Annotated in this window: 24 protein-coding genes and 1 pseudogene; 13 read left to right on the forward strand and 12 right to left on the reverse strand. The window is 69.3% G+C overall.

Annotation, left to right across the window (positions count from 1 at the left end):
- Positions 1–33: 33 nt before the first annotated feature.
- From V6M45_RS06885 to V6M45_RS06905, 5 genes are all read left to right on the forward strand, one after another.
- Positions 34–2,484, forward strand: coding sequence for an LPS-assembly protein LptD (locus V6M45_RS06885; protein WP_332654929.1), 2,451 nt, complete (start codon positions 34–36; stop codon positions 2,482–2,484).
- A gap of 98 nt (positions 2,485–2,582) precedes the next feature.
- Complete coding sequence (locus V6M45_RS06890; RefSeq protein WP_332654930.1) at positions 2,583–3,923, forward strand: peptidylprolyl isomerase; 1,341 nt, start codon at positions 2,583–2,585, stop codon at positions 3,921–3,923.
- Positions 3,920–4,921, forward strand: a complete 1,002-nt coding sequence (pdxA, locus tag V6M45_RS06895) for a 4-hydroxythreonine-4-phosphate dehydrogenase PdxA (RefSeq protein WP_332654932.1) — start codon at positions 3,920–3,922, stop codon at positions 4,919–4,921. Before V6M45_RS06890 ends, pdxA begins: the two co-directional genes overlap by 4 nt.
- A gap of 8 nt (positions 4,922–4,929) precedes the next feature.
- Positions 4,930–5,802 (forward strand): 16S rRNA (adenine(1518)-N(6)/adenine(1519)-N(6))-dimethyltransferase RsmA, encoded by an 873-nt coding sequence (gene rsmA, locus V6M45_RS06900; protein WP_332654934.1) that lies wholly within the window; start codon positions 4,930–4,932, stop codon positions 5,800–5,802.
- 78 nt (positions 5,803–5,880) lie between these two features.
- Positions 5,881–6,279, forward strand: a complete 399-nt coding sequence (locus V6M45_RS06905) for a host attachment family protein (protein ID WP_332654935.1) — start codon at positions 5,881–5,883, stop codon at positions 6,277–6,279.
- Positions 6,280–6,514: 235 nt separating this feature from the next.
- On the opposite strand, the gene bla is transcribed toward V6M45_RS06905, so the two are convergent.
- The gene (bla, locus tag V6M45_RS06910; protein ID WP_332654937.1) at positions 6,515–7,456 is read right to left on the reverse strand and encodes a subclass B3 metallo-beta-lactamase; all 942 of its coding nucleotides are present in this window, start codon (positions 7,454–7,456) and stop codon (positions 6,515–6,517) included.
- A 100-nt stretch (positions 7,457–7,556) separates the two neighbouring features.
- Between bla and V6M45_RS06915 the strand changes: the two genes are divergently transcribed.
- Positions 7,557–8,444, forward strand: coding sequence for a LysR family transcriptional regulator (locus V6M45_RS06915; protein ID WP_332654938.1), 888 nt, complete (start codon positions 7,557–7,559; stop codon positions 8,442–8,444).
- 3 nt (positions 8,445–8,447) lie between these two features.
- Here the strand turns inward: V6M45_RS06915 and gmk are convergent, their stop codons facing one another.
- From gmk to V6M45_RS06960, 9 genes are all read right to left on the reverse strand, one after another.
- A complete protein-coding gene (gmk, locus tag V6M45_RS06920) occupies positions 8,448–9,089 on the reverse strand; it encodes a guanylate kinase (RefSeq protein ID WP_332654940.1) in 642 nt (213 codons plus the stop codon).
- A complete protein-coding gene (locus V6M45_RS06925) occupies positions 9,079–9,963 on the reverse strand; it encodes a YicC/YloC family endoribonuclease (RefSeq protein ID WP_332654942.1) in 885 nt (294 codons plus the stop codon). The genes gmk and V6M45_RS06925 overlap by 11 nt, the downstream gene beginning before the upstream one ends.
- Positions 9,960–11,138, reverse strand: a complete 1,179-nt coding sequence (gene mltG, locus V6M45_RS06930) for an endolytic transglycosylase MltG (RefSeq protein ID WP_332654943.1) — start codon at positions 11,136–11,138, stop codon at positions 9,960–9,962. Before mltG ends, V6M45_RS06925 begins: the two co-directional genes overlap by 4 nt.
- Positions 11,138–12,418: a beta-ketoacyl-ACP synthase II gene (gene fabF / locus V6M45_RS06935; RefSeq protein ID WP_332654945.1), complete on the reverse strand. Its 1,281-nt coding sequence runs from the start codon at positions 12,416–12,418 to the stop codon at positions 11,138–11,140. Before fabF ends, mltG begins: the two co-directional genes overlap by 1 nt.
- Positions 12,419–12,526: 108 nt before the next feature.
- Positions 12,527–12,766: an acyl carrier protein gene (locus V6M45_RS06940; RefSeq protein WP_055830235.1), complete on the reverse strand. Its 240-nt coding sequence runs from the start codon at positions 12,764–12,766 to the stop codon at positions 12,527–12,529.
- 149 nt (positions 12,767–12,915) lie between these two features.
- Positions 12,916–13,116 carry a hypothetical protein gene (locus tag V6M45_RS06945; RefSeq protein ID WP_332654947.1) on the reverse strand — a complete coding sequence of 67 codons (201 nt, stop codon included), beginning with the start codon at positions 13,114–13,116 and terminating at the stop codon, positions 12,916–12,918.
- A complete protein-coding gene (gene fabG, locus V6M45_RS06950; RefSeq protein ID WP_332654948.1) occupies positions 13,116–13,856 on the reverse strand; it encodes a 3-oxoacyl-[acyl-carrier-protein] reductase in 741 nt (246 codons plus the stop codon). The genes V6M45_RS06945 and fabG overlap by 1 nt, the downstream gene beginning before the upstream one ends.
- 164 nt (positions 13,857–14,020) lie before the next feature.
- On the reverse strand, positions 14,021–14,965 hold the full coding sequence (gene fabD, locus V6M45_RS06955; RefSeq protein ID WP_332654949.1) for an ACP S-malonyltransferase: 945 nt from the start codon (positions 14,963–14,965) through the stop codon (positions 14,021–14,023).
- Between the two features lie 78 nt (positions 14,966–15,043).
- Positions 15,044–16,450 carry an FAD-binding oxidoreductase gene (locus V6M45_RS06960; RefSeq protein ID WP_332654951.1) on the reverse strand — a complete coding sequence of 469 codons (1,407 nt, stop codon included), beginning with the start codon at positions 16,448–16,450 and terminating at the stop codon, positions 15,044–15,046.
- Positions 16,451–16,508: 58 nt separating this feature from the next.
- Here V6M45_RS06960 and V6M45_RS06965 point away from each other — a divergent pair, with 58 nt between their 5' ends.
- The 3 genes from V6M45_RS06965 (at position 16,509) to V6M45_RS06975 (ending at position 18,482) form a co-directional block, all read left to right on the forward strand.
- On the forward strand, positions 16,509–16,925 hold the full coding sequence (locus V6M45_RS06965; protein WP_332654953.1) for an NUDIX hydrolase: 417 nt from the start codon (positions 16,509–16,511) through the stop codon (positions 16,923–16,925).
- A gap of 90 nt (positions 16,926–17,015) precedes the next feature.
- Complete coding sequence (locus V6M45_RS06970) at positions 17,016–18,020, forward strand: SPFH domain-containing protein (protein ID WP_332654955.1); 1,005 nt, start codon at positions 17,016–17,018, stop codon at positions 18,018–18,020.
- Between the two features lie 3 nt (positions 18,021–18,023).
- Positions 18,024–18,482 carry an NfeD family protein gene (locus tag V6M45_RS06975; protein WP_332654957.1) on the forward strand — a complete coding sequence of 153 codons (459 nt, stop codon included), beginning with the start codon at positions 18,024–18,026 and terminating at the stop codon, positions 18,480–18,482.
- Here V6M45_RS06975 and rnhA read toward each other — a convergent pair.
- Positions 18,479–18,919, reverse strand: a complete 441-nt coding sequence (gene rnhA / locus V6M45_RS06980) for a ribonuclease HI (RefSeq protein ID WP_332654959.1) — start codon at positions 18,917–18,919, stop codon at positions 18,479–18,481. The two genes, V6M45_RS06975 and rnhA, sit on opposite strands and share 4 nt — an antisense overlap.
- A 103-nt stretch (positions 18,920–19,022) precedes the next feature.
- Between rnhA and V6M45_RS06985 the strand changes: the two genes are divergently transcribed.
- The 4 genes from V6M45_RS06985 to V6M45_RS07000 are packed head-to-tail and all read left to right on the forward strand — an operon-like array spanning position 19,023 to position 21,052.
- Positions 19,023–19,241, forward strand: coding sequence for a twin-arginine translocase TatA/TatE family subunit (locus tag V6M45_RS06985; protein WP_332654960.1), 219 nt, complete (start codon positions 19,023–19,025; stop codon positions 19,239–19,241).
- A gap of 26 nt (positions 19,242–19,267) precedes the next feature.
- Positions 19,268–19,828, forward strand: coding sequence for a Sec-independent protein translocase protein TatB (gene tatB, locus V6M45_RS06990; protein ID WP_332654962.1), 561 nt, complete (start codon positions 19,268–19,270; stop codon positions 19,826–19,828).
- Positions 19,825–20,712, forward strand: a complete 888-nt coding sequence (tatC, locus tag V6M45_RS06995) for a twin-arginine translocase subunit TatC (RefSeq protein ID WP_332654965.1) — start codon at positions 19,825–19,827, stop codon at positions 20,710–20,712. Before tatB ends, tatC begins: the two co-directional genes overlap by 4 nt.
- Positions 20,713–20,770: 58 nt before the next feature.
- Positions 20,771–21,052 carry a hypothetical protein gene (locus V6M45_RS07000; protein ID WP_332654967.1) on the forward strand — a complete coding sequence of 94 codons (282 nt, stop codon included), beginning with the start codon at positions 20,771–20,773 and terminating at the stop codon, positions 21,050–21,052.
- A 75-nt stretch (positions 21,053–21,127) separates the two neighbouring features.
- On the opposite strand, the pseudogene glnA reads toward V6M45_RS07000, so the two are convergent.
- Positions 21,128–21,713, reverse strand: a pseudogene (gene glnA, locus V6M45_RS07005) (glutamine synthetase); the annotation flags it as partial.

Genomic DNA, 21,713 nt, shown 5'->3' on the forward strand with positions numbered 1-21,713 from the left:
TGTCGTTTCCCGCCGTCCACCGAGTGAGCCTGAATGCCGCGTCACCGCCGCGTCGAAACGGGAGCCCTGCGTCTCCGGCTTCTGGCCGGCGCCGCCGCCGTGGCGCTGGCGTCCTGGACCGGCGCCGCCCAGGCGCAGCAAAGTCCCGCGGCCAGCGGTCCCGAGACCCAACCCGGCCCCGACGGCCTGACCGCGGGGGCGGTCTACCTCGAGGCTGATACGGCGTCGCGCGAGGGGGGCATCATCTCCGCCACCGGCGAGACGGACCGCGTTCTGGCCCGGTTCCGCAACACCACGCTTCGCGCCGGCCGTCTGACCTATGACCTCAACCTCGGGGTGGCGACCGCCGACGACCGGGTCGAGTTCGTCGATCCCGACGGCAACGTGGTCTTCGCCAGCCATCTGGAGCTGGATTCCGACCTGAAGGCCGGCGTGGCCGTGGACTTCGCCACCCGCTTCCGCAACGGGGCCAGCCTGATGGCGGCCACCGCCGTGCGCCGCAGCGAGAACGTCAACGAGCTGAACTACGCCCTCTTCACCCCCTGCCCCATCTGCGACGCCGAGGGGAATCCCAGGGAACCCAGCATCGCCATCCAGGCGGAGAAGGTCGTCCAGAACGAGGAACTTCGCGCGGTCCTGTATCGGAACGCCGTGTTCCGCGTGGGCGGGGTGCCGGTCTTCTATCTGCCCTGGTTCGCCCACCCGGATCCCACGGTCGACCGGGCCTCGGGCTTCCTCGTCCCGATTCCCAGCTATGACGAGGGCCGCGGGATCAGTCTCGAGGTTCCCTATCTGCAGGTGGTGTCGCCGTCCGAGGACTGGCTGATCAGTCCCCAGATCAACAGCCGCGTCGCACCGCTGCTGAACCTGCAGTGGCGGCGCCGGTTCGCGGACGGGACGGTGGTGCTGCGCGGCGGCTACACCTACGAGCGCAGCTTCGGCGACTTCGACCTCGACGGCGACGGCGATGCGGAAAGCAACGTCAAATTCGGCGACCGCACCAGCCGCAGCTATTTCCTCGGCCATGGCCGGTTCGATCCGGAAGGCCCGTGGCGCTGGGGCTTCACGGCGGAGCGGACGTCGGACAAGACGCTGTTCGACCGCTACGACGTGCGCGATCCTTACCAGGACAACGGCCTGTACTATGGCGACCAGCGCCGGCTGATCAGCCAGCTCTACGCCGAACACCAGACGGACCGGTCGTATGTCTCGGTCGCCGCCTTCACCCTGCAAAGCCTGCGGGTCGACCGGTTCGACCCGGTCACCCCGGCCCTGAACGAGTTCGAACGCGACGGCGCCCTGCCGGTCGTCGCCCCCCTGATCGAAATGCGGTGGGAGCCGGTGGGGCCGGTTCTCGGTGGACGACTGCGACTGCGCGGAACAGCCGTGTCGCTCTATCGGGACGACTACGTCGGCAGTCCGGTGCTGAGACCCGGCGTCATCCCCGGGGGGGCAACCTCCGGACTGCCGGGCGTGGACAGCCGCCGGGTGTCGGCCCAGGCCGACTGGCGCAAGACGATGATCTCGCCGATCGGCGTGCGCTGGGAACCGTTCGTCGACCTCCGGGCCGACCTCTATTCCGTTGAAGATCTGCCGCCGGCCCTGGGACTGGAGAATGAGGCGATCGGTCGTGGGCGGGCCACCGCCGGCCTCGATGTCAGCTACCCCCTGATCCGGCGTTTCGGGGCGACGGACGTGATCGTCGAGCCATTGGCGCAGCTGTCGCTGTCGAGCGACCCCGACCTCGACCCACGCATCCCGAACGAGGACAGCGAGACGATCGAACTGGACGAGGGTTCGCTGTTTCGGGTCGATCGCTTCCCCGGGTACGACCTGTACGAAGGGGGCCTGCGCTTCACGACGGGGGCCCGGACCACCCTGCGCTGGGAAAATGGCAGGCAGGCGAGCCTGTTCATCGGCCGCAGCTTCCGCTCCGATGATGAACCGGCCTTCCTCGTTCCCGTCCCCGACGCCCCGGCGGACCTCTACGATCCGACCGGTCTGGCGTCCGCCACCTCCGACTGGGTGGTCCAGGGCGATTTCTCGCCGTCGGACCGGATGCGCGGCTGGGGCCATGCCACCATCGATTCGGCCGGCAATGTCCGGCGAGCCGAGATCGCCGTGGACGGGCGATGGGGACGCCGGAATGTGGCGACGGTCAGCTACATCCTCGACCGCTCCAATCCCCTCGCCGGGCCGAACAACCGCAACTACGAGTATCTCCAGCTGGCGGGGCAGCAGTTTCTGTACGGCAACTGGGGTGTGGCCTTCTCCGGCATTGCGGACCTGGAGCGTACGCCGCGTCCCGGTCAGCCCGACCCGGGCTATCTCGTTCAGTCCGAAATCGGCCTGCTGTTTGACGACGACTGCTTCCGTTTCGAGCTCGGCTGGCGGCGCGACAATACCAGCGTCCGGCCCTCCGGCCCCTCGGAAGGTCCTTATGTGCGCCTAACCCTCGCCACTTTCGGCGGTACAGGATATTGACGGGGCGACGGGCGCTGATCGGCGTGCGATTTCGGTTGCGCGCAGGTCGCCAGAACCGGACTCGAACCGACGGCGCCGCTTGAGGAACCAGGACTGACATGCGTTTTCAGCGTTACTTGACGGGCGTGGCGATCGCCGCCCTCCTGGCCGGATCGGCCGTGGCCCAGACCGCGCCGCAAGAGCCGGCGGCGGCGGGCACGCTGAATCCCGCGGCCGGGCAGGTCCCGCCCGCCGCGCAGCCTGCCGCCCCGCAGTTCCAGATGGCCGATGGCGTTCTCGCCACCGTCAACGACAGCGTCATCACCGGTTTCGACCTGCGCCAGCGCATGTTGCTGTTGATCGCCATGACCCAGGTCCAGCCGACGCCGGAGAATATTCCCGCGATCCAGCAAGAGGCCATGAACGCCCTGATCGACGAGCGTCTGCAGATCCAGGAGCTGGCCAACTACGAGGACCTGAAGGTCACCGACGAGGAGGTGAACGCGGAAATCGCGGCGATGGCGCAGGAGGTCGGCACTACGCCGGAAGCCTATCTGTCCTTCCTCGAATCCGGAGGCATTCGCCCGCAAACGCTCCGCGAGCAGCTGCGCACCCAGATCGGTTGGCAACAGCTGGTCGGCGGCCGTTTCCAGAGCCGGGCCCGGGTCAGCAAGGGCGCGGTCGAGGCGGCCATGCGCCAGATCTCCGAGGCCGCATCCAAGAAGCAGTACCTGATCGGCGAGATCTACATCGAGGCCGCGCGCGTCGGCGGTCAGCAGGCGGCGCTGAACGGCGCCAACCAGCTGGTCCAGCAGATGGTGCAGGGCGCGCCCTTCCAGGCCGTGGCGCAGCAGTTCTCGGCCGCTCCCTCGGCTGCTCGCGGTGGCGACGCCGGCTGGGTCGTCGCGGGCACGGTAAACCCGAACCTTCAGACTGCGATGGATCAGCTTGAGGTTGGTCAGCTTTCTCGACCCATCCCGGTCGAGGGGGGCGTGTATATCATCTACATGCGGGACAAACGGGACGGGGCGGCGGCGAGCCTGGTGCAGCTGAAGCAGGTGATGGTCGAGCTGCCGGAAACGGCGAGCGAGGCCGAGGTGGCGGCGGCGACGCAGCGGCTGGAGGCCCTGAGGCCGCAGCTGACCTGTGACACCATGCTGCAGCGCGCGACGTCGGAGCAGGGCCTGCTCGGCGCCGACCTCGGCGAGGCCGACGTGCAGAACCTGGCTCCGCAGTTCCAGCAGGTGGCCCGCTCGGCTGCGGTCGGCTCGGTCAGCACCCCGGTCCGCACGCCGCTGGGCCTGCACCTTCTCGGCGTCTGCGGTCGCCGCGTCGGCGGGGTCGAGGCCCCGGACGTGCGCCAGGTCGAGAACCAGCTGTTCCGCCAGAACCTCGCCACCCTGGGTCGCCGCTACATGCGGGATCTGCGCGAAGACGCCCTGATCGAGTACAAGCAGTGACCCCGGCCCCGCCGCTGGCCCTGACCATGGGCGAGCCGGCGGGCGTGGGACCCGAGATCATCGCTGCGGCCTGGCGGTCCCTCAGGGAGGAATCGCAGCCTTTCCTCGTCATCGGCGACGCCGACCTGATGCGCGCCCAAGGCGTCGCCGTGCAGGAGATCACGGCGCCGTCGGACGCCGCGGCGACCTTCGCGCGCGCCCTCCCGGTGCTGAACGTCCCCCTGCCCGCCCCGGTCACGCCCGGTCGCCCCGAGCCCGCCAACGCCGGCGCGGTTGCCGACTGGATCGAGCAGGCGGTCAATCTGGCGCTGGGCGGCGAGGTCGCGGGCCTGGTCACTGCTCCGATCGCCAAGGCACCGCTGTACGCAGCCGGCTTCCGCTTTCCCGGCCACACCGAGTTCATCGCCGAGCTGACCGCCGACGTTCCTTTCGCGGGCGTTCGCGGCCCGGTGATGATGCTGACGGCGAAGGACCTGCGCGCCTGTCTGGTGACCATCCATTCGCCGCTGGCGGAGGTTCCGGAGCTGGTCACCGCCGAGCGCGTCAGCCGCACCGCCCGGGTGGTGAACGAGGCGATGAAGCGCGACTTCGGCATCGCCAGCCCCCGGCTGGCGCTGGCCGCCCTGAACCCGCACGCCGGCGAGGGCGGCGCCTTGGGGCTGGAGGAGATCGAGGTGCTGGCCCCGGCGGCGGCGGCCCTGCGCCGGGAGGGGATCAACATCACCGACCCCCAGCCCGCCGACACCCTGTTCCACGACGAGGCCCGGGCCGGCTATGACGCCGTGCTTTGCCTGTACCACGACCAGGCGCTGATCCCGGTCAAGACGCTGGACTTCTGGGGCGGGGTCAATGCGACGCTGGGTCTGCCGGTGGTGCGCACCTCGCCGGATCACGGCACCGGCTTCGACATCGCCGGCAAGGGTGTAGCGCGGCCGGACAGTCTGGTGGCCGCGATCCGGTTGGCCGGGGAGATGGCGGCGGCGCGGGCGGCGGGGTAAGCAGCGGCGTGACCGACCTCCCCTCCCTCCGCGAATCCCTCGACGCCCACGGGCTTCTGGCGAAGAAGAGCTTCGGGCAACATTTCCTTCTCGACCTGAATGTGACGCGCAAGATCGTGCGGCTGGCCGGGCCGTTCGAGGGCCGCGCCGTCATCGAGGTCGGACCGGGACCCGGCGGACTGACGCGGGCGCTGCTGGAGAGCGACGCCGGCAAGGTGGTGCTGGTCGAGAAGGATCCGCGCTTCCTGCCGCTGCTGGCCGAGCTGGACGACGGCTCGGGGCGGCTGGTCGTCGTAGAGGGCGACGCCCTGGCCGTGCGCGAGGCCGAACTGGTCGAGGGGCCGGCGCATGTGGTTTCCAACCTGCCCTACAATGTCGGCACGCCGCTGCTGATCAAATGGCTGACGGGGCCGTGGACGCCGCACGCCCTGACCCTGATGTTCCAGAAGGAGGTGGCCGAGCGCATCGTCGCCGCGCCCGGGGACGACGCCTATGGCCGGCTGGCGGTGATCGCCCAGGCGGTGTGCGAGGCGAAGCTGGTCATGCACCTGCCCGCCGCCGCCTTCACCCCGCCGCCAAAGGTCGCAAGCGCGGTGGTGCATCTGGTTCCGAAGGCGGAGCGGCCGGACCGGGCGCTGCTGAAGGCGCTGGAGCGGGTCACCGCCGCCGCCTTCGGACAGAGACGCAAGATGCTGCGGTCCAGTCTGAAGACGCTCGGCGGGGCCGAACTGTGCGAGGCCGCCGGGCTGAGCCCCGAAGACCGCGCCGAGGTGATTGATCTGGCGGGCTTCCTGCGGCTGGCGCGGGCGGTGGCCGGACAGGCCCAGCCGGAGGGGCCGGGCGACGGCGGGGTGACGATGGTGCGGCGCAAGCGGTCGTAGCCACTGGCGGGGATGATCCGCGGGAGCAACCGCCCCGCTGGCGGGACGTTCAGCAGATCCCACTATTGGAGATTCCGGATGATCCTCTCCCCAGGCACGCTCGTGGCCGTCGTCGACGGCGAGAAGCTGTCGCTGTTCGAGAACGCGGGGCATCAAGGAATTGTCCTGTCGCCGAAGCCGACCCCCGCCATCGCGGATCGCGCTTCGGGCGCGGCCGGCCGCATTTCCAGCGACGCCAACCCGGACAACGACACCCAGGCCGAGGACGGCTTCGCCATGGGCGTCGCCGACGTGCTGAACGCCATGGTGCTGAACCACAAGGTTGAGCACCTGCTGGTCATCGCCGCGCCCAAGACCATGGGTCAGCTGCGCAAGGGCTGGCACAAGGAGACCGGGTCTCGCATCGTCGGCGAGATCGCCAAGGATCTGACCGGCCATTCGCCCGAACAGATCGCGACGGCCATCGAGAAAGCCTAGGCTTCACCGGTCGGCATGGATCACCCAGCAAAAAGGGCCGCTCCCTGAGGAGCGGCCCTTCCATTGTCAGCCGGCGAACGGCTTCGTCTTCAGGCGATGGTCCCCGCCAGAGGGGAGGCCGGGCTCATCCGACGGGCCGCGCGCGGCGTGAGACAATGAGACATTCGACCACCTCCTTTCGTTGTTGAAACAGTGGCTTGGAGATAGGCGCCGTCCGGGCGGCGTCAAGGCCGCCCTATTGCGAATCCGCCGTACCCGCCCGCTCGCGTTCGAGGCGGCGCTCGAACAGGCGCGCATGCCGGTCCGCATGGGCGCGGCAGGCGGCCGGATCGACGAAGGGGTTGGGCTCCCGCGCCTGTCGCAGGCGATCGATCGCTTCCGTCACCCCCGGCTGATCCGGGTGGGCGGTCAGGAGGATGTCGCACGGCAGGCTGCGGAACAGGGCGAAGGTGGCGAGAAAGCCGTCGTGCAGGGTCCTGTTCCGCGGATCGGAGAAGCGGAAGCCGTCGGCGGAGATGGGGTTGAGGCTGGAGGAGAAGACCACGTCGCGACAGTCATCCGCCTCGCACGAGCGCCAGGTCCAGCTCATGCTGCCCGGGGTATGGCCCGGGGTGGCCCGCGCCGTAACGATCACCTCGCCCAGGCGCAGGGTTTCTCCATCGCGAATGGCGCTCAGGCGCTGCACCGGCGGAAAGGTCGCCAGCAGCGCGGCCTGGGGATCGTCCGGACCGCTGCGACCGCGCGCGAGCGCCTCGACGGCCGCCGGACTGGCGATCACCGTGGCGCCGGTGTCGCGGGCCAGGGCCGCGATCCCGCCGGCATGGTCATAGTGCGGCTCGGTGCTGAGGATGTATTTGACGTCCTCAAGGCGGAACCCGAGCGCCCGGATGTTCGCCTCTACGGCCGGGACGGCCTGGGGGAGCGCCCCGTCGACGAGGATGAGGCCATCGCTGGTGCGGATCAGGGCGACGGTCAGACCCTCGAAGCCCACAAGATATGTATTGCCGTGCACCTGCACCGACGCCTGCTCCCCCAGCCAGCGGGCCGCGTACTCGGGCTCGATCGGCTTCAGCAGCGGATCGACGCGGGTCACCGCCACCTGCGATGAGGCCTGGCCGCACGCCACCAGAACTGCCGCACCGGCCAGGCCGGCCAGACTGCTCACCACTCTTTTCATCGTTCGCTCCCGTGATTGCCCGGAGAGAATGGGAGAGCCGGCCAGCAGGAACAAAGCATCATTTCTGGACGTAGCCATCAAATCCATTCATGCCTTGCGGATGGATCGCGCCCAACTGCCGCTGAACGCCCTGCGCGCCTTCGAGGCCTCGGCCCGGCATCTGAACTTCACCCGGGCCGCACTGGAGCTGTGTGTGAGCCAGGGCGCGCTCAGCCACCATGTGGGGCGGCTGGAGCAGCAGCTGGGGGTCCGCCTGTTTCGCCGCCTGCCCCGCGGCCTCGCCCTCACCGCCGAGGGTCAGGCCTTGGCGCCGATGCTGACCGAGACCTTCGAGCGGGTAAGCGCGACGCTGGACCGCTATGCCGGCGGCCGGCTGCGGGAGGTGTTGACGGTCGGCGTGGTGGGCACCTTCGCTGTGACCTGGCTGCTGCCCCGTCTGGAGGCGTTTCACCGCGCCCTGCCGGACATCGACTTGCGCATCCTGACCAACAACAACCGCGTGGACCTGGCCGGCGAGGGCCTTGACCTGGCGATCCGCTACGGCGACGGCGCCTGGCACGGAACCCATGCCGAGCCGATCATGGACGCGCCCCTGACGCCTTTGTGCGCGCCCACGACGGCGGCCCGACTGTCGGAGCCGGGCGACCTGGCCCGGGAGGTCCTGCTGCGCTCGTACCGCGCCGACGAATGGACGCGCTGGTTCGAGGCGGCCGGCGGGGACTGCCCCCGGCTGGACGGGCCCGTGTTCGACAGCGCGGCGCTGATGGTGGCCGCCGCCGAGGATGGCGTGGGCGTCGCCCTGGCCCCGGCCGACCTGTTCGGCCGCGCATTGGCGTCCGAGCGCCTGGTCCGCCCGTTCGCGATCGAAGTCCAGCTGGGTCGATACTGGCTGACGCGCCTGCACTCCCGGGCCGAAACGGAGGCGGGCCGCGCGTTTCGGGACTGGCTGGTGGACGAGGCCCGGGCGGGCGCCGCCGCCCTGTCGTGAAGGTCAGACCGCCTCGTTCAGCAGGGCGGTCTTGTAACCGTCCACCCAGACGTTGCGGAAACGCTTGCTGCGCTCGGCGTGGTAGATGTGGGCCAGCTCGGCGTAGCTGCGGTCGAAGTCGTCGTTGACGAACACATAGTCGAACTCGCCGCAGTGCTGGATCTCGCCCTTGGCGTTGGCGATGCGGCGGTCGATGACGTCCTCGGCGTCCTGGGAGCGGGTGACGAGGCGGCGGCGCAGCTCTTCGAGGCTGGGCGGCAGGATGAAGACGCGGACGGCGTCTTCCGGGCATTTGCGGGCGATGTCGCGGGCGCCCTGCCAGTCGATGTCGAACAGAACGTCGCGGCCTTCGGCGAGGGCGCGGTCGATTGGGGCGCGCGGGCTGCCGTAGCGGCTGCCGTGCACGTCGGCCCATTCGAGGAAGGCGTCGGCCTCGACCATGCGCTGGAACTCGGCGTCGTCGACGAAATGGTAGTCGCGGTCGGCGACCTCGCCCGGGCGGATGCCGCGGGTGGTCATCGACACCGACAGCTCGAGGCCGCCGTGGTCGGCCATCAGGCGGCGGCACAGGCTGGTCTTGCCGGCGCCCGAGGGGCTGGCGACGATCAGCAGGACGCCGCGGCGGGGCGTGCGTTCATTCGACATTCTGGACCTGTTCCCGCAGCTGCTCGATGACGGCCTTGAGGTCGAGGCCGATTCCGGTGAGCGCGGTGGTAGCCGATTTCGAGCAGAGGGTGTTCGCCTCGCGCATGAATTCCTGCATCAGGAAGTCGAGTTTCCGCCCGGCGGGGGGTTGCTGCAACAGGGTGCGGGCCGAGGCGACGTGGGCGGTGAGGCGATCGAGCTCCTCACGGACGTCCGCTTTCGTGGCGAGGGCGGCGGCCTCGAGGAAGATGCGGTCCTGCAAGCCGGGAGCATCGGGCGCCAGCTCGGTCATGCGCCGGGCGAAGCGGTCGCGGATGGCCTCGACCTGGGCCGCGGCTTCGGTCTCGGCCTGGGCGACGAGTTGTTCGGCGTTGTCGACGAAGCCGGCGACCAGCGGGAGGAGCTGGGCCCCCTCGCGGTCGCGGGAGACCTTCAGGGCGTCGAAGGCGACGTCGATGGAGGCGGCCATGGCGGCCTCGACGGCGGCGCGGGCCTCGGGCGCTTCCTCCTCCTCGGGCGTCTCAAGCACGCCGCGAAGGCCCAGCAGACCGTCGGCCGAGGGCGGAGTCGCCCCCTCCTCCGCCAGCTGGTTGGCGAGGGTCAGGTAGCGAGCGAGGATGTCCTCATTGACCTTGAGGGCGGCGGCGCCGGGATCGGCGCGTTTGGCCTGGACCCCGACCGTGATCTGACCGCGGGTGAAATGCTTCTGGGCCGAGGCCTTGGCGGCGCGTTCGAGGCTGTCGAAGCCGGGCGGACCGCGGAAGCGGACCTCGAGGTTGCGGCCGTTGACCGAGCGGGCCTCGACCGCCCAGGTCCAGGCGCCCTCGGCACCTTCGCTGCGGCCGAAGCCGGTCATGCCCGAAATCGTGGTCATTGCGCCGGGGCCGTCTGCGGCACGCGGATGACCTGGGCGCCGGGGGGAACGGTTACGCCCGGAGGCGCGGCGGCCCCGGGGGCGGCGTTGGGCACGCCCGGCGAGGTCCCGGGAACGGCCGGGGGCGGGCTGCCGGGGGGCAGGCCGGCCTTGCGCCGCTCGATCTCGCGCCAGCGGGCGACGTTGGCGAGGTGCTCGTCATAGGTTCGGGCGAAGGCGTGGCCGCCGGAGCCGTCGGCGACGAAGAACAGCTCGTCGGACGCAGGCGGGTTCAGCACCGCGGCCAGGGCCTCGCGGCCGGGGTTGGCGATCGGGGTCGGGGGCAGGCCGTCGATCTGATAGGTGTTCCAGGCGGTCTGACGCTCCAGCTCCGAGCGGCGGATGCCGCGGCCCAGCGGCCGACCCTGGGTGAGGCCGTAGACGATGGTCGGATCGCTCTCCAGCCGCATGCCGATGCGCAGTCGGTTGGAGAAGACGGCGGCCACGCGGGGGCGTTCGGCGGCGACGGCGGTCTCCTTCTCGACGATCGAGGCGAGGATGACCGCCTCTTCGGGCGACTTGACCACGGTGCGGGGCGAGCGGGCCGCCCACAGGCGCGCGAGATTGTCGGCCTGGGCGTTGCTCATGCGGGCGATGACCGAGGCGCGGGTGTCGCCGCGGCTGATCTCATAGGTGTCGGGCCACAGGGAGCCCTCTTCCGGCGTCGTCGCAATCTCGCCGGTCAGCAGGGGCTGGCGCATCAGGATGTCGACCGCCTGGGCCGAGGACCAGCCCTCGGGCAGGGTCACGTAGTGGCGAACCACCCGCCCCTCGACCAACAGCACCAGAACGGAGCGCAGGGAGGCGCGGCTGGGCACTTCGTACTCCCCCGCGCGCAGGCGCCGGTCAGCGCCGGTCAGGGTGGCGGCGGCCTTGAACATGTCGGTCGAACGGATGACGCCCGCGGCCTTCAGATTGGCGGCGATGGCGTTGACGCCGGCCCCGCTGGGCAGGGTGACGATGGTCGTTTCCGCGCCGCCGCGGGCGGCGGGTCCCGGAGCGTAGAAGACGCTCCAGGCCGCGACGATGGCGGCGATCAGGAACAGGCTGAAAGTGGCCGACGCGGCCAGCAGGGCCGTGGCCCGACCGGATCGCTGTCGTTTCGGAGCGCCCGCCCCCCGGGAGCGTCCGAACATCAGCCGACCTTCTTGAAGATGACGCTGGCGTTGGTGCCGCCGAAGCCGAAGCTGTTGGACATGGCGACGTCGATCTTCATCGGCTTGCCCTTGTGCGGCACCAGGTCGATCGGGGTCTCCTGCTCGGGATTGTCGAGGTTGATGGTCGGCGGGGCGACCTGGTCGCGGATGGCCAGCACCGAGAAGATCGATTCGATGGCCCCGGCGGCGCCGAGCAGGTGGCCGGTCATCGACTTGGTCGAGGAGACGGCGAGGTTCTTCGCGTGGTCGCCAACCAGCCGCTCGATGGCGCGCAGCTCGATCCAGTCGGCCATGGTCGAGGTGCCGTGGGCGTTGACGTAGTCGAGATCAGACGGCTGCAGACCAGCCCGCTTCAGCGCGGCCTTCATGGCGCGTAGTCCGCCCTCCCCGTCCTCGGACGGGGCGGTGATGTGGTAGGCGTCGCCGCTCATGCCGTAGCCGACGATCTCGGCGTAGATCTTCGCCCCGCGAGCCCTGGCGTGCTCGTACTCCTCCAGCACCATGATGCCGGCGCCCTCGCCCATGACGAAGCCGGCGTGGTCCTTGTCATAGGGGCGGCTGGCCTTTTCAGGCGTATCGTTGAAGGCAGTGCAGAGGGCCTTGCAGGCGAGGAACCCCGCGATGCCGATCGGCACGATCGAGCTTTCGGCGCCGCCCGCGACCATGACGTCGGCGTCGTCCATCGCGATCATCCGGGCTGCATCGCCGATGGCGTGGGCGCCGGTGGCGCAGGCGGTGACGACCGAATGGTTCGGGCCTTTCAGGCCGTGGCGGATCGAAATCTGGCCTGAAGTCAGATTGATCAGGGCCGAGGGGATGAAGAAGGGGCTGACCCGGCGCGGGCCCTGCTCCTTGAGAATGATGGCGGTGTCGGCGATGGGGCCGAGGCCGCCGATGCCGGAGCCGACCATGACGCCGGTGCGCTCCTTGTCCTCGTCGCTCTCCGGCTTCCAGTTCGCATCGGCCAGGGCTTCGTCCGCCGCGGCGATGGCGTAGACGATGAAGTCATCGACCCGCTTGCGATCCTTGGGCGACATGACCTTTTCGTGGTCGAAGACCCCCGGCTGGCCCGGGGCGCCGCCGCCCCGTCCGTCCACGGAGGGGATTTCGCCGGCGATAGTGCAGCCCCAGCCCTCGACGTCGAAATTGGTGATCGGGCCGATGCCCGAACGGCCTTCGACGATGCCTTTCCAGTTGTGCTCGACGCCCCAGCCGAGGGGGGTGAGCAGACCGAGGCCGGTGACGACGACGCGGCGCATGGGCGCTCCTGCTACAGAATCCGTGGCCTTAAACACTAATGGCCGCCGGGCGGCCCCGCTAGGGGCGCGCCACGGCGGCCATCAGAGCCGTATCGAAAAGGACGGCGATCAGCCGGCCAGTTTCTCGTCGATGAACTTCACCGCGTCGCCGACGGTCTGGATGTGCTCGGCGGCGTCATCGGGAATCTCGATGTCGAATTCTTCCTCGAAGGCCATGACCAGTTCGACGTTGTCGAGCGAGTCAGCGCCCAGGTCGTCGATGAAGCTGGCCTTTTCAACGACCTTTTCCGGATCGGCGTCCAGGTGGTCGATGACGATCTTGCGGACGCGTTCCAGGGTGTCGGACATGTGTGTCTCTGCTCATTGGGCCGCCGGGGCGGCTGTTGTCTCAGTCTCTGCCGTATGACGACAGCGGCGACGGTGCAAGCCTTCAACGAAGACTCAGGCGCGTCGGTTGCGTGGGCTTTAGCACAGGCGGGGCGGCTGAAAATAGCCCGTTACCGGGATTGAACGCCCCGGTTGACCCACCACACCAGGCCGCCGCCGGCCAGCGCGAGCGGCGCGCCGTAGACCGCCCAGATGATCTGGCCGGTCATGAAGCTGCCGGGCAGGATGTTCAGGCCCTGCAGCACCCAGATGATCCCGATCAGCAGCATCGGGCCGCTGACGATGGTGGCCAGGATGCGCAGGACCTTCATCAGATCATCGCCATGCCGCCGTTGACGTGCAGGGTCTGGCCCGTGACGTAGGCGGCTTCGTCCGACGACAGATAGACGGCGGCGGCGGCGATCTCGTCGCCGGTTCCGAGGCGGCCGGCCGGGATGTTCTTGAGGATGGTCTCGCGCTGCTGGTCGTTGAGCACATCGGTCATCGGCGAGGCGATGAAGCCGGGCGCGATGCAGTTGACGGTGATGCCGCGCGAACCGACCTCCTGGGCCAGCGACTTGGAGAAGCCGATCATGCCGGCCTTGGAGGCGGCGTAGTTGGTCTGGCCGGGGTTGCCGGTGACGCCGACGACCGAGGTGATGCCGATGATGCGGCCCGAGCGGCGCTTCATCATGCCTTTCATGGCGGCGCGCGAAAGGCGGAAATAGCTCTCGAGATTGACCTTGATGACGTCGGTGAAGTCCTCGTCCTTCATCCGCATCAGCAGGCCGTCTTTCGTGATGCCGGCGTTGGCGACAAGGATATCCAGCGGGGCCCCGGCGGCCTCCTCGGCGCGGGCGATCAGGCCATCCACGGACTCGGGATCGGACAGATTGGCGGCGGCGGCGAAGGCGCGCTCGCCCAGTTCCTTCGCCAGATCCTGCAGCACCGCCTCTCGGGTGCCGGACAGAATGACGGTCGCGCCCTGGGCGTGCAGCGCCCGGGCGATGGCCCCGCCGATGCCGCCGGTGGCGCCCGTGACGAGGGCGGTCTTGCCGGTGAGGTTGAACATGGTTGCCTCTTCTTCTTCCGTCATCCTCGGGCTTGACCCGAGGATCAGACTGTCAGGTGCTCATAGCCGAACGGCTGGAGCGCGGTTTCGGGGCCGTCCCGGGCGCACAGCTTGCCCGGACCTCTGATCCTCGGGTCAATCCCGAGGATGACGGCCGAAGAGGTTCAAAAGCTCTTTGCGAACGCTTCCAGCTCTTCCGGCGTGTTCAGCGACAGGCTTTCGGCGTCGGGCGCGATGCGTTTGGCCATGCCGGTCAGGACCTTGCCGGAGCCGATCTCGGCGAAGCGGGTGACGCCGCCCTCCCCGGCCATCCATTCCATCGACTCGCGCCAGCGGACGCGGCCGGTGACCTGTTCGACCAGCAGGCGGCGGATGACCTCGGGATCGGTCTCGGGGCGGGCGGTGACGTTGGCGACGACCGGGACGACCGGCGCGACGATCTTCGCGTCGGCGAGGGCGTCGGCCATCTCGTCGGCGGCGGGCTGCATCAACGGGCAATGGAACGGCGCCGAGACATTCAGCGGAATGGCGCGGGCGCCGAGCTCCTTGGCTTTTTCGATGGCGCGGTCGACAGCGGCCTTGTCGCCCGAGATGACGATATTGCCGGCGTTGTTGTCATTGGCGACGACGCAGACGCCGACTTCCGAGCCGGCCTTCGCCGCGGCTTCGGCGAGGGCGAGGTCGGTCTTCGGTCCGATCAGCGAGGCCATGGCCCCGCGGCCGACGGGCACGGCGCGCTGCATGGCCTGACCGCGCAGCTTCAGCAGACGGGCCGTGTCGGCGAGGGTGATCGAGCCGGCGGCGCAGAGGGCGGAGTATTCGCCCAGCGAATGGCCGGCGACGAAGGCGGCGCGGGCGACATCGACGTCGAACTCGACCTTGAGCACGCGGGCGGCGGCCAGAGACACGGCCATCAGGGCCGGCTGGGCGTTCTCGGTCAGGGTCAGCTGGTCCTCGGGCCCCTCGCGCATCAGCAGCGACAACTTCTGGCCCAGGGCGTCGTCGATCTCGGCATAGACTTCGCGGGCCGAGGCGAAGGCGTCGGCCAGGGTCGCGCCCATGCCGACCGACTGGCTGCCTTGTCCGGGGAACAGAAGGGCGAGGGTCATGGGCGGGCTCCGGGGTGGTGAATCGAGGCGGAGGGGTAGGACGATCAGCGCGGAGGGGCAAGCGGGCCCCAATCCAACTCAGAACAGCACGGCCGGGTTCATGATCCGGTGCGGATCGATGGCCGCCCGAACCGCCTGCATGGTCCGTATCTCCAGCGGCGACTTGTAGCGGCGGGCCTCGTCGGTCTTGAGACGGCCGAGGCCGTGTTCGGCGGAGATGGAGCCGTCGTAACGGGCGACGATGTCGTGGACGATCTGCGAGCCCTCGGCCCAGCGGGCGAGGAAGGCCGGCAGGTCGCCGCCCGGCGGGCACAGCACGTCGTAGTGGAGATTGCCATCTCCGACGTGGCCGAAGGCGCTGACACGCGCCCCGGGGTGGAAGCGTTCAACGGCGGCCGTGGCCTCCTCGAGGAAGTCGGGGATGCGGGAGACGGGGACGGAAACGTCGTGCTTCCAGCCGCCCCCCTCGGGCTTCTGGGCGGCGGACTGCTCCTCGCGCAGTTTCCAGAAGGCGGCGCGCTGGGCGTCGTTCCGGGCGAGGACGGCGTCGGTGATCAGACCGGTCTCGAAAGCATGGGTCAGCAGCCGCTCCATGGCCGCGTCGGCGGCGCCGGGCTCGCCGGAAACCAGTTCGATCAGGACGTACCACGGCGGCGTGCTGCCCAGCGGCTCGCGCGTGTCCGGGATGTTGGCGAGGACGAAGCCCATGCCAAGCCGCTTCATCAGCTCGAAGGCCTCGACCCCGCCGCCGGTCTCGGCCTTGGCGCGGGCCAGCAATTCGATGGCGGCCGAAGGGTGGTCAAGGCCGACCATGGCGGTGGAGCGGCTGCGCATGACCGGAAACAGCTTCAGCGTCGCGGCGGTGACCACCCCTAGGGTGCCCTCCGCGCCGATCAGAAGCTGTTTCAGATCATAGCCAGTGTTGTCCTTGCGCAGCCGTTTGAGGCCGTGGAAGACCTCCCCGTCGGGCATCACCGCCTCGATCCCCAGCACCAGATCGCGCATGACGCCGTAGCGGATCACCGCGGTGCCGCCGGCGTTGGTCGAGATCACCCCGCCGATGGTCGCGCTGCCCTCGGCGGCGAGGCTGAGCGGGAACATCCGGTCGGCGGCGGCGGCGGCCTGTTGCGCCTCCAGCAGGGTGACCCCGGCCTCGACCGTCATGGCGTCGTCGAGCGGCGTCACGTCGCGGACGGCGCGAAGCTTGCGGGTCGAGAGCAGGACTTCCCCATAGGGGATCTGGCCGCCGACGAGGCCGGTGTCGCCGCCCTGGGGGACGATCGAGATGCGGTGTTCGGCGCAGACCCGCACCGCGGCGGCGACCTGCTCCGTCGAGCGCGGCGTCAGCATCAGCGGGGTGTGGCCGCTCCAGCGGTTGCGCCACTCGGTCAGCCAAGGGGCGATCTCGGCCGGATCGTCGGTCCAGCCGCCCTCGCCGAGGGCGGACTTGAGCGCGGCGAGGGCTTCGGCGGACGGCGGGTTCATGGGCCCGGTTGTGTCAAAGTCGTGGGCGCAGCGAAAGGCCCAGGCTATGCGTCGGACCATGACCCGCCCCCTGCCCGCTCCCGTCCCGTGCGCCGGCGTCGTCTGTCTGCGCGGCGACGAGGTGCTCCTGATCCGCCGGGGACGTCCGCCGAAACAGGGCGAATGGAGCCTGCCGGGCGGGCGCATCGAGCCGGGAGAGCGGGCCGTCGATGCGGCGCTGAGGGAACTGCGCGAGGAGACCGGGGTGGAGGCCGAGATCACCGGCCTGCTGGACGTTGTCGACGGCGTCTTCCCGGAGGCGGGCCGGCACTATGTGCTGGTCGACTACGCGGCGCGCTGGCTGTCGGGCGAGCCCGTGGCCGGGGACGACGCGGTGGAGGCCCGATTCGTGGCGCTGGACCAGGCTGCGGCGCTGGTCGGCTGGGACGAGACGCGCCGGGTGATCGCCCTCGCCGTCGCCGGGCGGGACCGCTGAAACATTACAGCGAGTTCATGAACCGGCGTCCGGTTTCGCTGGCGAGCGGGGCCCCGGGTGCTAACCTTGAGATGAAGAGGGAGGCCCATCATGAGTTATTTCGCCATCGCGCTGGTCGTTCTGGCCATCGTGCTGTTGTTCAGCGTCGTGAAGATCGTGCCGCAGGGGCGCGAGATGACCGTCGAGCGGTTCGGCAAGTACACGCGGACGCTGTCGCCCGGCATCAGCCTGCTGACTCCGTTCGTCGAACGCATCGGCCGGCGCATGAACATGATGGAGCAGGTCCTCGACGTGCCCCAGCAAGAGGTCATCACCAAGGACAACGCCATGGTGAAGGTCGACGCCATCGTCTTCATCCAGGTGATGGACGCGGCGCGCGCGGCCTATCGGGTCGAGAACCTGCCCTACGCCATCACCCAGCTGTGCATGACCAATCTGCGCACCGTGGTCGGATCGATGGATCTGGATGAGGTGCTGTTCCAGCGGGACAACATCAACTCGCGCCTGCTGACGGTGATCGACGCGGCGACCGAGCCGTGGGGCGTCAAGGTCAACCGGATCGAGATCAAGGACCTGACCCCGCCGGCCGACATCACCAACGCCATGGCGCGCCAGATGAAGGCCGAGCGCGAGCGCCGCGCCGTCATCACCGAGGCCGAGGGCGAGAAACAGGCCGCCATCGCCCGCGCCGAGGGCGCCAAGCAGTCGGCCATCCTGCAGGCCGAGGGCCGCAAGGAAGCGGCCTTCCGCGACGCCGAGGCCCGCGAGCGCGAGGCCGAGGCCGAGGCCCGCGCCACGGCCATGGTGTCGGAAGCGATCGCCCGCGGCGACGTCAACGCCATCAACTATTTCGTCGCCCAGAAATACGTCGAGGCCTTCGCCGAACTGGCCCGCAACCCGACCGCCAAGACGGTGATCGTCCCGGCCGAGATGTCCGGCCTGGTAGGCACCATCGCCGGCCTCGGCGAACTGGTCAGCCTCGCCCGGGAGCAGCAGCAGGGCCGCACCGACGTCCGCAGCGCCGCCGCTCCGGCCCGGACCACGCCCCCCGCGCCTCCGCGCCCGCCGCGCGGCGGCTCCGTTCCGAGGACCTGACCGATGGACGCCCTGATCGAACTGCACGCCGCGCAGCCGTACTGGATCTGGCTGGCGCTGGGCGTGATCCTGCTGGCGGTGGAAGCCGCCTTCTCGACCGAGTGGCTGTTGTGGCCGGCGGTGGCGGCGGGGGTGGTGGCGGTGGTCACCGCCCTGGGTCTGCCGCTGGGCCTGCTGGGCGAGATGCTGCTGTTCGCGGTGCTGACGGTGGCGGCGACACTGCTGTCGCGCCGGCTGATCCAGCGCGTCAATCCGTCGGACAGCCCCGACATCAACGCCCGCGACAGCCGCCTGGTCGGGCAGCGGGCGCAGGTGGTGCAGGCCTTTGTCGACGGCCGGGGCCGGGTGTTCGTCTCCGGCGCCGAATGGGTGGCCGAGATCGAGGGCGCCGCGCCGCTGGCGGGCGAGAGCGTGATCGTCGAGGCGACGGACGGATCGAAACTGAAGGTGCGGGCCGCCTAGCGCGGCAGGTCTGCGATCCCGCGGTTGGCGAGGCCGTCGGCGCGCTCGTTGAGTTCGTGGCCGGCGTGGCCCTTGACCCAGTGCCACTTCACCTCGTGACGGGCGCGGGCGGCGTCGAGCCGTTTCCACAGGTCCTCGTTCTTGACCGGCTTCTTGTCAGCCGTCTTCCAGCCGCGCGCCTTCCAGCCCCGGATCCATTCGGTGATGCCGGTCATGACGTATTTGCTGTCGGTGTGCAGATCGACGCGGCACGGCCGGGTCAGGGCCTCCAGCGCCATGATCGCCGCCATCAGCTCCATGCGATTGTTGGTGGTCAGCGGCTCGCCGCCCCACAGTTCCTTCTCATGACCGCCGCCGGTCTGAAGGATGGCGCCCCAGCCGCCGGGGCCCGGGTTGCCCTTGCAGGCGCCGTCGGTGTGGATGATCACGTGACTCATGCGCGCGTCCCTAACAGGTTCGCTTGGCGTCGCGCCACTGAACGGCCTATATGCGGCCGGAAGAGTTTGAGCGGGTCCGGCGACCCGAAAGAGGAGATTACCCGTGGGCTCATTTAGCATCTGGCACTGGGCCATCGTCATCGTGGTGGTGCTGCTGCTGTTCGGCGGCCGCGGCAAGCTGTCGGGCCTGATGGGCGACGCCGCCAAGGGCGTTAAGGCGTTCCGCGATGGTCTGAAGGATACGGACGGCGACAAGCCGCAGGAGGAGCGCGCCGGCGCCCTGCCCCGCACCGACGCGGAAAAAGAAGACCTGAAGCAATAGTCGCCTCGCGTCGGAGAAACTGACGGATGGGTGGTCTTGGACCCGGCATCGGCGGGCTTGAAATCCTTGTCATCGGACTTGTGGCCCTGCTGGTGGTGGGGCCCAAGGACCTGCCCCTGCTCATGCGCAAGGTCGGCAAGGCCATGGGCAAGGCGCGGGCCATGGCCAATGAGTTCCGCTCCAGCTTCGACGAGATGGCGCGCCAGTCCGAACTGGACGAGCTGCGCAAGGAGGTCGAGGCCCTGCGCACCGGCCAGATGGTCCCGCTCGGACCGGAGGCAGACGCGGCGTTTCGCGACATCCGCAACGACCTGAACCAGCCGCTCTACACGCCGGCCGGGCAGCCGCAGCTGTCCGGGCCTGATGAATGGCCGGACAGCGCGCCCGTGATGGAGCCGCTGGAGACCGCGGCCGAGCCGGAGCCAAAGCCCAGGGCGAAACCTCGGGCCAGGGCGGCTTCCGACAAGGCGGCCGCGGCGAAGCCGGCGAAGGCCCCGGCCACGCCGCGCAAGGCGGCGTCGGCCGCGTCCGTCAAGACGGCTACAGGCAAGAGCCGGCCCGTTCGCGCCCGGAAGGTGGACCTGTGAGCCGGCTCGAGCGGGACGAGGACGAGATCGAGGCGTCGCGCGCGCCCCTGATGGATCATCTGATCGAGCTGCGCGGGCGGCTGATCGTCTGCGTCGTCGCCTTCGTCATCGGTTTCATCGGCTGTTTCGCCTTCGCGGAGCCGCTGTACATCTTCCTGGTGAAGCCATTCGCCGCCGCCGCCGCCTTCCACACGGCGGTCGGGCCCGGCGGCCATGTCTCTCCTCTGGACCTGATCCTCGGCACCGCCGGGCTGAAGCCGCTGCCGACTGTCGACGGCCAGATGGTCAATCTGATCTACACGGCGCCGCTGGAGTTTCTCTTCACCAAGATGAAGCTGGCCGGCTTCGGCGCGATCGTGGTCGCCTTCCCGGTCCTGGCCTGGCAGCTCTACAAATTCGTCGCCCCGGGCCTGTACCGTAACGAGAAGGGCGCCTTCCTGCCCTTCCTGATCGCGGCCCCCCTGCTGTTCCTGCTCGGCGCGGCCCTGGTCTATTTCGTCATGCTGCCGTTCGTGATGTGGTTCTCGCTCAGCCAGCAGATCACCGGCGGCGGCGTGTCCGCCGAACTCCTGCCCAAGGTCTCGGACTATCTGAATCTGGTCACGGCCCTGCTGCTGGCCTTCGGCCTGTGTTTCCAGTTGCCGGTCGTGATGACCCTGCTGGGGCTGGCCGGCATCATCAGTTCAAAGGTCATGGCCGAGGGCCGGCGCTACGCCATCGTCGGCGTTGTCGTGGTGGCGGCCGTCGTGACGCCGCCCGACCCGATCAGCCAGCTGATGCTCGCGATCCCCCTGGTGCTGCTCTACGAGGTGTCGATCTGGTGCGTCCGTCTGATCGAACTGCGCCGCCGGAAGGCCGATGCGGCGGATGGCGTCGCGGCCTGACCGGAACCTCTGCGGCAGCGTGGCCGTTTGCACCGGGTTCCCATTCAGGAGTCCGCCCATGACCAGCCTCATCCGCCTGACCGCCATCGCCTCGATCGGCGCCCTCGCCTTCGCCGCCGCGGCCTGCACGCCGGCGGAGACCGAGACCGACGCCGACGCCGCCCGTGACACCGACACGACGACGATCATCGAGCGCGAGGTCCCGGCCGAGCCGGTGGTCATCGAGCGTGAAGTTCCCGCCCCGACTCCGCCCGTGGTCGTCGAGGACCGCCGCGAAGGCGACACCACCACCGTCCGCGCCGGCGAGGGCGGAATCGAGGTCGAGACGACCAACCGCTGATCCGGGTTCCGGACGTGAAAAGGGCGCCGGACGGGAGACCGTCCGGCGCCCTTTGTCGTCAGCCCCCGCTGTCGATCAGCAGCTGTAGTACATGTCGAATTCGACCGGGTGCGGATGCAGTTGCAGACGCATCACCTCTTCCATCTTCAGCTCGATGTAGCTGTCGATGAAGTCGTCATCCATGACGCCGCCCTTCTTGAGGAAGGCGCGATCCTTGTCGAGGCTCTCGAGCGCCTCACGCAGCGAACCGCAGACCTCCGGGATGTTGCCGCGCTCTTCCGGCGGCAGGTCGTAGAGGTTCTTGTCAGCCGGCGCGCCCGGATCGATGCGGTTCTCGATGCCGTCAAGGCCGGCCATCAGCAGGGCGACGAAGGTCAGATAGGGGTTGCCCATCGGATCCGGGAAACGGGCTTCGATGCGCTTGGCCTTGGGCGAGTTGACCCACGGAATGCGGATCGAGGCCGAGCGGTTGCGCGACGAATAGGCCAGTTTCACCGGAGCTTCGTAGCCGGGAACCAGGCGCTTGTAGGAGTTGGTGGTCGAGTTGGCGAAGGCGTTGATGGCCTTGGCGTGCTTGATGATGCCGCCGATGTACCAGAGGCACATGTCGGACAGGCCGGCGTATTTGTCGCCCGCGAACAGCGGCTTGCCGTCGCGCCAG

It is taken from the genome of Brevundimonas sp., assembly GCF_036676055.1.
Lineage (GTDB): Bacteria > Pseudomonadota > Alphaproteobacteria > Caulobacterales > Caulobacteraceae > Brevundimonas.